The sequence below is a fragment of the Acidobacteriota bacterium genome, from assembly GCA_018001935.1.
Classification (GTDB): domain Bacteria; phylum Acidobacteriota; class JAAYUB01; order JAAYUB01; family JAAYUB01; genus JAGNHB01.
Genome location: JAGNHB010000101.1, coordinates 1 through 10,176, shown reverse-complemented (window position 1 = coordinate 10,176; position 10,176 = coordinate 1). Strand labels below are relative to the sequence as shown.

At 66.8% G+C, this 10,176-nt stretch carries 6 protein-coding genes; 3 read left to right on the top strand and 3 right to left on the bottom strand.

Annotated features, from left to right (window positions below; all coding sequences use genetic code 11):
* Positions 1-130 precede the first annotated feature (130 nt).
* The gene (locus KA419_20820; GenBank protein ID MBP7868378.1) at positions 131-538 is read right to left on the bottom strand and encodes a hypothetical protein; all 408 of its coding nucleotides are present in this window, start codon (positions 536-538) and stop codon (positions 131-133) included.
* Between the two features lie 137 nt (positions 539-675).
* A complete protein-coding gene (locus KA419_20815) occupies positions 676-2,280 on the bottom strand; it encodes a GAF domain-containing protein (protein ID MBP7868377.1) in 1,605 nt (534 codons plus the stop codon).
* 106 nt (positions 2,281-2,386) lie between these two features.
* Here KA419_20815 and KA419_20810 point away from each other — a divergent pair, with 106 nt between their 5' ends.
* The 3 genes from KA419_20810 to KA419_20800 are packed head-to-tail and all read left to right on the top strand — an operon-like array spanning position 2,387 to position 9,242.
* On the top strand, positions 2,387-3,985 hold the full coding sequence (locus tag KA419_20810; GenBank protein MBP7868376.1) for a tetratricopeptide repeat protein: 1,599 nt from the start codon (positions 2,387-2,389) through the stop codon (positions 3,983-3,985).
* Positions 3,985-6,447: a primosomal protein N' gene (priA, locus tag KA419_20805; protein MBP7868375.1), complete on the top strand. Its 2,463-nt coding sequence runs from the start codon at positions 3,985-3,987 to the stop codon at positions 6,445-6,447. The genes KA419_20810 and priA overlap by 1 nt, the downstream gene beginning before the upstream one ends.
* A complete protein-coding gene (locus KA419_20800; protein MBP7868374.1) occupies positions 6,444-9,242 on the top strand; it encodes a ComEC/Rec2 family competence protein in 2,799 nt (932 codons plus the stop codon). Before priA ends, KA419_20800 begins: the two co-directional genes overlap by 4 nt.
* Before the next feature lie 297 nt (positions 9,243-9,539).
* On the opposite strand, the gene KA419_20795 is transcribed toward KA419_20800, so the two are convergent.
* Positions 9,540-10,176: hypothetical protein (locus KA419_20795; protein ID MBP7868373.1), on the bottom strand; the 637-nt coding region annotated here is incomplete at its 5' end.

Genomic DNA, 10,176 nt, shown 5'->3' with positions numbered 1-10,176 from the left:
CTGCATGCCCTAATTTATCAAAGGCATACACTACACAAAAAGCAAATCTCTGTCAAGCGGAAAATGATGAATATTCCTTTTGTTTTCTGTATAATATCCCTTGTTTTGACTTTTTGCGAGGCCATCAAACCTACTTCACCGTGAAGAAAACCCGGGCGGTCTGGCCCCCGGCCACGATGTTCATGATGTGATGGCCGGGCTTGGCGACCTTGCCGTCCATGGTCTTGCTGATGGGGCTCTTGTTGGTGCCCTGCATCAGGACGATCAGGGGCTGGACGCCCGACGCCACGTTCCCCTGGGCGTCGCAGTCGAAGATGTTGACGATGACCATGGCCTCCTTGGTATCGACCACCAGTTCGGCGCCGGAGGCCACGGGCTCGGCGATCGTGGCGTGGGTGGAATCCGCCTTCTCCGCCACGGCCTTCTGGCCGCCGAGGGTGACGGCGAACGGCAGCGCGTTGAAGTCGCCCGCCAGGAGCGTCGGGAAGGCCAGCAGCAGGGCGGACACGGCAACGAGAAGCAAACGTTTGGCGTTCATGGTATATCCTCCATGGAATGATGGTTCGAGCTTGCGATAGCGACGGCGATACCGATAGCGATTGCGATAGCGATAGCGATTGCGATAGCGATAGCGATACCGATACCGATATTGGTTCCGATCCAGACGAGGGGGGGTTAATCCCCCGGGCCCGGGATCGGGAGCTCGACGACAAAGCCGGTCAGGTTGCCGCCTTCGGTCTGGGCGTAAAGCAACCCGTCGTGCTCCTGGACGACGGAGTAGCAGTAGGCCAGGCTGAGTTCCATGTCCTTGACGGTGACGTCCTCGCGCAGGATGGGAGCGTAGCCGAACAGGCGCTTGGAGGAGAAGATCTTCGGCCCCGAGTCGGTGAAGATCACCTGGACGAACCCCTCCTTCTCCTGGACCGCGATGTCGAGTGTCCCCCGCGTCCGCGATTCTTCGATCTTCTGCACGGCGTTGACGATGATGTTGCGGAACACCTGGGTGATCTTTTCGACGTCCACCAGGAGGGGGGGCAGCCCGCGGGGCGCCGCGAAGGCGGCCTGGATGTTGCACCGGTCGAACACGGGGCGGAACTCCTCGAAAAGGTCGATCAGGATGCGCTCGATCTCCATGCGCTTGCGCCGCGAGCGGTCCACCTGCTTCATCTGGATCAGGTTCTGGACCATGGTGATGGCGCGCTTGAGTTCCGCTTCCATCTTGTCGGCGATGCCCATGACGGACTCGTCCTTGGCGTGCTTGCGCATCAGCATCTGGAGATAGCCCGATACCGCCGCCAGGGGGTTGTTGAGCTCGTGGGAGAGCCCTTCCAGCAGCGGGCCGACGGTGGCCACCCGGGCGTCCATGCGCGCCCGCCGGGCGATGGTTTTCTCCCGGGTCACGTCCTTGATGACCATGAAGGCGTTCTCCACGCCCTCGGGGGTACGGTCCAGCGGTACGCAGCTGATGCGAAGGATCTTGCCGCCCGGGGGGGAAAGCTCCAGCTCGTACTCCATCAGGTCGTCGGTGCAGCTGTTGAGTTCCTCGAGGATCTGGCCCTGGATACGCCCGAAACGGTCGAAAAACTCCCCTTTCTCGATCTCCGAGAAGTTCTCCAAAAAAGTGCGGCCCTTGGGGTTGAGCAGGGTCACGCTGGCGTCCTTCTCCATGAGCAGGATGCCGTCCATCATCTTGTCCACGAGCTTCCGCAGGCCTTCCGGGGAGATCTCCCCCTCCTGGCCGGTCCCGCCGCTGCGTTCCGCCTTCAGCCGGAGGGACAGGACCCCGGCCACCAGGGCGAGGTACTGGATCTCGGGGACCGGGAAGTTCCGCCGGGTGGGCGTGCCGAGGTTGAGGACTCCCACGGTCCGCCAACCCAGCTTGATGGGGAGCGAAATGTGACAGCAGACCTCCGAGAGGTCGATGGGGATGCTCCGAAGGAGGCGCTTGCAGCCGGCCATGTCCTTGAGGGCGATCACCTGGCCCGTGGTCATGACGAAGTCGATGATGCACTCGGAGCAGTCGGTCTGGGCCTCGGCCGCCACGAGGGAGGGGTTGAGGCCCCGGTGGGCGTAAAGGGACACCCGGTCCCAGTTCTCGTCCTGGAGGAACACCCAGACGGCCTTGTAATCGTGCATTTTCAACACGATGTCGAAGATGCGCTCCACGGCGTCCCGGAAGCCCTGGGATTCGGAGGCGGCGAGGAACATCTCGAGGAGGGACTTGACCGAGTCCTTCGATATGTACTGCTCGTACAACCGGTCTGTGTGCCTGCTTCCCATCCCCGGCTCCCGAATCAGAAAAGTGTTCCCGTTTTCACCCGCCCATGATAAACTAAACCCGAACTTTGATGCAAGAATAACATTTTTCAGGAAAATCTGCAACAAAATGGAAGCCAGGGATTTTTTCGAAGACGGCGTCAAGTGCTTCAGTTGCGGTCTTTACGAAGAAGCCCTCGACCACTTCGGTCGGATCACCCACGGGGAGACCGACCCTGAGGGAATCTACGTCGACCTCGCCGCCGCCTTCGTCAACGAGTGCTACAAGTGCCTTGCCATCAAGCTCATTTCCCAGCGGCAGGACAAGGAGGCCGTGAAGGTCCTCGGCAAGGCGCTGGAACGTCTCCCCGGCAACCCGGAGTTCGAGTTTCTCCGCGGCATCGCCTACAACAACGCCTTGAACTTCCCGTTGGCGATCCGGGCCTTCGAGGGGATCCTGGAAAAGGACCCGGCGAACCTCTCCCTGATCACCAGCCTCGCGTTGAGCCTCCTGAACACCGGGAACACGGACCGGATGGAACAGGTGGTGCGGAAGATCCTCCGGCTCAACGCCGACCTCTTCCACATCCTCGCCATCGCCCGTTTCCGGATGAAGAAGTACTCGGAAGCGGAGGACCTCCTCCACCGGGCCGTCATGGAGAAAACCCCCTTCGAGGAGGCTCGCCTCAAGCGCATCGCGGTCCTGATCATGCTCAAGCAGCACGACGAGGCCCTTCGGGAAGTGGAAGACATCCTGCCCCACTCCACCGAACCGGCGGCATACCTCAAGCCCGTGGCCTACCTTCGGAACCGGATCGGCGCCCGGTCTGAGCACCCCGCCCTCCTCGAACTCCTCGAGGCCGACCCCGGGTTTTCGCCCACGGAGAACGAGATCCGCAAGTGGTCCGAAGAGCTGTTCTACCGGACTCTTGCCATCGACGTCCTGGCGCTCCCCTTCCAGGGCGAGCGGGGTAACCTCGTTTCCAACGACTGGTTCCGCGGGCTCCTCGTCTCCCACTACCAGAAGATGATCCTCGAGGGCATCGACCTGCCCGAACTCTATTTCCGCCTGGGTCGGGAGTTCCAGCGCCTCAACCAGTTCGAGCAGGCCGTCGATTTCTTCCGGAAGTGCCTCGAGAAGGCCCCCCACTTCCTCCCGGCCAAGATCAGCCTGGCCTTTGCCTTCAAGGAACACGACCGGGTCGAGGAGGCCATCCGGACGTTCGAGGAGCTGTGCGCCGATTTCCGGGACATGCCCGGCATGATGCTCCAGTCGGGCGACACCATCTTCGACGAGGCGGCCTACAAGGGGAAGGAGAATTACCTCCGGGCCGAACTCCAGGTCCTGCTGGCCGCCGCCGAGCACAACCTCGCCTACGCGGACGTCTACTACAGCATCGGCCGGATTCACTACCTCCTCGAAGACCCGGAGCAGGCGATCGAGTTCTTCGACAAGGCCAACCTGATCAACCCCAACTTCATCCGGGCCAACATCGGGAAGGCCGTGACGCTGATGCAGCTCAATCACACCGACCAGGCGCGGGACATCCTCAACAACCTCTCGGGCAACAGCACCCTTTACGGGAAGATCCTCTTCAACCTGGCCCAGTTGTACCTCCGGGCCGGGAACGCGGGCCGGGCCGGCGAACTGCTCCGGGAAGCCTCCGGGCTGGAGAACGAGTTCGCCGTCAAATCCCGCGAGGCCCTCGAGCAGCCGCCTTTCCGCTGATGGGCACCGGCGACGCCCCGTCCCGCCTCCGGAGGGTGGCGCTCCTGGCGCCGGTCCACAACCCGTACACCTACCTCTCGCCCGGGGACGCACCCTCCGGTGCGCAGCCGGGGTGCCGCGTGGTGGTGCCCTTCGGGAACCGCCACGCCAACGGCATCGTGACCGGTGTTGCCGACGCGGCCCCGGAGGGCGTTCTGCTCAAGGAGATCGTGACCGTCATCGACCGGGAACCGGTGCTGGGCGGGGCCCAGATGGAACTGGGGGAGTGGATGAGCCGGCGGTGGTTCACCCCTCCCGGGGAGTGCTTCAACCTCTTCTTCCCGCCCGGGTCCTCCGTGGACACCACATACGCCTACAGCCCCACCGCCGCGGGGATCGCCTGGACCTCCCCGCCCGGCAGGGTCCCCTTCCGCGACAAGGTCCTGGCCCTGGTCCGCGCCCGGCCCGGGTCCCTCAAGCACGAGCTGGCCCGGCTCATCCCCGCTCCCGGCCTTGACCGGGCCCTGTCCGACCTCGAGCGGGCCGGGCTGCTGCACCGGGACCTCCACGTGGGCGGTTCCCGGACCGGTTTCCGGCAGGTCCGCTTCCTCGATCTGGCCTCGCCGGTGGTGGACCCTTCCACGTTTCCCGCCCGGCAGCGGGCCGCCCTGGAGTTCGTCCTCTCCCACGAGACCCCCCTGCCGGTGTTTCGCCTGGTCCGGGAGGCCGGGGTGGGGTACGATGTAGTTAAAGCCTTGGAAAAAAAGGGTGTTATCCGGGTCTTCACCGGCGAGGACTACCGGGACCCGTTCCGCCACTACGAGGCCCGGGAGACCGAGGACTTCACGCTGACCACCCACCAGCGGGAGGCGGTCCGGCGGATCGGCGAGCGCATCCGGCACGGGGTTCACGGGAAATTCCTGGTGCTGGGGGTGACGGGAAGCGGCAAGACGCAGGTCTACATCGAGTTGATCGGCGAGGCGCTGTCGAAAGGGCGGACCGCCGTCATGCTGGTTCCGGAGATCGCCCTCACCCCCGCCCTGACGCGACGGTTTCTCACCCACTTCGGCAGCCGCCTGGCCCTCTTCCACAGCATGCTCTCCGAGGGCGAGCGGCACGACCAGTGGCACCGCCTGCGGCGCGGGGAGGCCCGGGTGGTGGTGGGGACGCGATCGGCCCTTTTTGCGCCCCTGAAGGACCCTGGCGTGGTCATCCTGGACGAGGAGCACGACGGGTCCTACAAGCAGGACGAGACGCCGCGCTACCACGCCCGCGACGTGGCCGCGCGGTGGGCGGAGCTGACGGGGGCCGCGCTGGTGCTGGGCTCGGCGACGCCTGCCGTCGAGTCTTTCCACGGGGCGGTGGAGAGCGGGCGCTACGAATTGGTGGAGCTGCCGGAGCGGATCCTGTCCCGCCCGCTCCCCGAGGTCCACGTGGTGGACCTGGCGGTGGAGTTCCAACGCTTCGGCAAGGGGATCGTCATCGCCGGGAGCGCGTTCCGCGCCATCGCGGATCGCATGCGGGACGGCGAGCAGGTGATGGTTCTCCTGAACCGGCGGGGTTTCGCCCCCCTGCTCCTCTGCCGCAAGTGCGGGAACACGCTGCTGTGCGCCCACTGCAGCATCTCCATGACCTACCACGCCGGGGAGAACCGCATGCTGTGCCACTACTGCGGCTTCGTCCGCCCGGTCCCGGGGGCCTGCCCCGACTGCGGGAGCACCTATCTGCAGCAGATCGGCCTGGGCACGGAGAAGCTCCAGGAACTCTTCACCCGGAAGTTCCCCGGGAAGCGCGTGGAACGCTTCGACCGCGACACCACCCGCGAGCGCGGCAGCATGAAGGCGATCCTCGAGCGTTTCGAGCGCCGGGAGATCGACCTCCTGGTGGGGACCCAGATGATCGCCAAGGGGCACGACTTCCCCGGGGTCACGCTGGTGGTGGTCCTCTCCACGGACATCTCCCTCCGGATCGCCGACTTCCGCTCCGCGGAGCGCACCTTCCAGCTCCTGACCCAGGTGGCGGGCCGCAGCGGTCGGGGCGAAACCCCGGGGGAGGTCTACATCCAGACCTACTACCCCAACCACTACGCCGTCCGCTTCGCCCGCTCTCAGGACTACCGACAGTTCTACGCCGAGGAGATCGGGTTCCGGAAACGGCTCCTTTACCCTCCCTTCTCCCGCGTCGTCTTCATGACCTTCTCCGGCCGGTCGGAGTCGGAGGCCCGGCGTCTGGCGGAAGGGGCGGGGGGCCGGCTTCGGGAGGCGATCCGGGAGCGGGGGCTGCAGCGCGACCTGCGCGTCGTCGGGCCCGTCCCGGCTTTCCTGGAGAAGATCAAGGACGAGTACCGCTTCAGCCTGATGGTCCGCTGTTTCCAAGACGAGGGGCTCCACGACACACTGATCGCCTTCCGGGAGCGATGTGCCCGGGCAAAGCTGAACTGGCGAAAGATCACCGTGGACGTGGACCCGATGACCCTCTCATGACGCCCTGCCCGCACCGAACCACCGGGTTGTCGGCCCCGGGGCTCTTTGTCCTGGTTCCCATGACCGCGGGGATCCTGGCTGCCCAGGCCCTGTCGCTTCCCGCCGGGCGCCTCGAGGCCGGGGCGTTGGGGTTGCTGGCCGCGTCCGGTCTCGCCCTCGTGCTCCGGTGCCGCCTGGCCGCCCTGCTGGCCCTGGCGGCGCTGTTCATCGCCCTCGGCGCCGGGCTGGAGCGCCGGGAGCAGAAACGGTACCGGGAAGGCAGCCAGTCTTTCGAGGCCTTCCGCGAGCGCATGGAGACGGGGGACGCCTGGCGATTGGAAGGGGTCACCACCTCCCTGCCCCTCCTCGATGCGGCGGAGAACTCCATCCAGGCCACCATCGACGTCGAGACCCTGTGGGACCGTGACGGGGCCAGGGACGTGAATTGGACAGTCCAGTTGAGGCTGTACGGCGCCGACGGCCTGGAGCGGCCCTGGCGGCGCGGCAGCCGCATCCGCTTCCTGGCGCGGCTCTCCCCGCCGCGGGGGTATGTGGATCGCGGGGTCCGGCCCGCCGCCCTGTACTTCCACAACCGGGGGACCCTCCTGGCGGCGTCGTGCAAGTCGCCGAAACTCGTGGAGTTCCTGCCCGACGAGCCCACGGCCTGGACGCGGTTTCAGTTCCGCGTCCGGGCCCTGGCCGGGCGCCTGTCCGTTGTCCGCCCGGTCGTCGACCTCGCCTTCCGAACCCTGGAGGCGGCGGTGTCCGCCCGGGCGGGGGTCCGGGAAGCGATGGACGACCTCTACCTCCGGATCGACGGACTGCTGGATCGGGAGGTGGCCGATACGGACACTCGGGACATCCTCAAGGCCCTGCTCCTGGGTCGGGACATCGCTTCCGCCGACGTGCGCGACCGGTGGGTGGACGCGGGGATCTATCACCTGCTGGTCATCAGCGGGTTCCACCTGACTCTCATCGCCGCCTTCCTGGGCGGAGTGCTGGCGCTGTTTCGCCTGCCCCGGCCTGCCCACCACCTGTTGCTCATCGTCCTTCTCCGCGGCTACGTGGAATTCGTCCAGGCCGGCGTCTCGGTGGACCGGGCCTTCTGGGTCGTCACCCTGTTCCTTCTGGGCCGGATGTTCTACCGGGAGGCGAGCCTGCTGAACGGGACCGCCCTGGCTGCCGTGCTGCTGCTGGCCGTGAACCCGTGGTACCTCCGGGATGCCGGATTCCTGCTGACCTTCGTTTCGGTGTTCGCCCTGGCGCTCCTCTCCTCGCCCGTGGAGAAGGCCCTCACCCGGCCCCTGGACCTGGCGTCCCGCAACCTGTTCCGCCCCGAGGTCGACTTGGACGAAGACGTGGACCACCGTCGCGGGCGCCGGTGCCGCTTCGCCCTGGAACGTATCCACTTTCGGGCTCCCCGCTGGGTCGGGAAAGGGGGTTTCACTGCGATGGCGGGGGGGATCGCCTTCATCTGGCGGGGCCTCTGCCGCGCCGTGGTCCCATCCGCGGCGGTTTTGGCCCTCCTCGCCCCGCTCCTGGCATGGCTGCACCTCCCCGTGTCGCTCCAGGGCCTCGTTGCGACCCTCCCGGCCCTGGTTCTGGTCTGGCCCGTGCTGATCCTCCTGTTGTGCCTGCCCCTCGCCCTGCTGGTCGCCCCCGCGTCGGCCCCCCTCCTGGTCCACGTCGCGGCCCGTCTGGCCGAGGGGCTGCAGGGGATCGCCGAGCGGTTTTCGGGGGACCCGGCCTTCCTGTTCCCCCCCGCGGCCTGGGGTGTGGCCCTCTTTGTGGCCCTGGCGATCTGGGCCCTCAATGGCCGTCGGCGACGACTCTGGGCAGCCGTGGCCGCCACTGTCGGCTTCGCCCTCCTGCTTGCCCGGGCCCCCGCCCCGGTGCCGGGCGCATTCACCCTGACCATGCTGGACGTGGGGGAGGGAGAGTCCATCCTGATCCGGACGCCCTCGGGGCGGGCCGTGCTCCTGGATGCCGCCGGGCTGCGCCCCGTGGTCCGTGTGAACGGCCCGCCCGTGGAGCAGACCGACTTGGCCCGTAAAGTTCTGATCCCTCATCTGTTGGCCCGGGGCGTCCCACGGCTGGACGCCCTGCTCCTGTCCCATTCCGACTTCGACCACGCCGGGTCGGCGATATCCCTCCTTCGCCACTTCCCAGTGGGCGGCGTCTACGTTTCGGAAGCGGAGTGGAAGAACCAGCCGGCGACCTTTGCGGAGGTTTTCCGGGTCTGCAGGGAGCGGAACATCCCGCTGCGACTTCTGGCCGCCCCGGACTCCGGGGAGGGGGCGGGACCGGAGAGGTCCGCCGGGGGACGCGGTCCGGACGCTTCGCTCCTGGTCCTGGACGGCCTGAAGCTTCGGGTGCTCCACCCGGCCGCCGACGATGGCGAGACCCGGTCCAACCGGCTGTCCCTGGTGCTGGAAGCCGACTTCGGCGGGGTGAAGGCCCTGCTGACGGGGGACGTGGACCGCCGGGTGGAGAACCTGCTTCTGGCGGACGGCCGCGTCGGGCCCGTGCACCTCCTCAAGTGCGCGCACCATGGGAGCCGGACTTCCACGTCGGGGCGGTTCCTGGACGTGGCCGCCCCGCGGCTGGCGGTGATGTCCACCGGGCCTTTCCATCTCTTCCGGCACCCGTCGCCCGAGGTGTGCGAGGCCCTCAACGCGCGCGGCATCTCCTGGTGGACCACCCGGGACCGCGGCGAGATCGAGTTGTGGTTCGCCGTCGGCGGGGTCTTCCCCGCCTTCCCCGCACGGTGGGCGCAGGAGGACGAGGCGTTCCGCTGGGCCTGGGGGAATGAGTGAATCTTGATGCCGCCGTAAAAATTCCTTTTCTCTCACTGAGGCACTGAGGCACGGAGAAATGCAAATTTTATTTCATTTCATAGAATCAAAGTTCGTTATGATTCTTCTCCGTGCCTCCTTGAGATCCGAATCCGGGCCTTTTGAGGGACCGTCAATCTTGAAGCGGTCAATAAGTTTGACGCGGTCGCAAAAAGTACCATCGCCCTCCGGGAGATGACCCAACCCAAGGTTTTGCAGACACTTTTTCGCTCGATCATCGGGCTTTTCCGAATCCATACGTGTTGCCCTTGCGGCGTTCTACGTCCGGGCGGGGAGGAAGAGCCGGCGGCAGGCGGCGACGCCCTGGAACCACTTGAGGCCGGCGGCGCGGGCCAGCTCCGCGAGGCGGCCGGCGCAGCCCACCACCCGGCGGAAGCGGCGGTCGTAGCCCCGCACCGACGCCAGCCACTCCGACGCGTCCAGCGACAGCCGCTCCAGGATCGGCGCCAGCTCCGCCGGGATCGCCCCCGCCTTGTCCGGGCGCACCACGCGGCCCACCGCGTCCAGCACCCGGTAGTACTCCACCGCCGTCAGCGTGGCGAAGACCCCCTTGCGGCCGCCCGCGCCGTTCAGCGGGGCCAGCCACGACGCCCTCACCTGCGCCCGCGCCGCCTCCGCCACGGCCGCCGCCAGCACCTCCGGGGGGATTCCCGCCGCTTCCGCCGCCGCCTGAACCTCCGGCGGGATCCCTTCCGCTTCCGCCGTTGCCAGCACCGCCGGCGGGATCCCTGCCGTCCCCGGGGCTTGTGTCAGTTCCACCGGCATCTGCGGCGAGATTTCCGCCACTTCCGCGGTTGCCGCCGGCACCTCCGCCGAGACTCCCGCCCCTTCGCCGCTCAACACAAGCGTCTCCATCGAGACCCCCATCCGCTCCCCGGCCGTCGCCGGCGCCTCC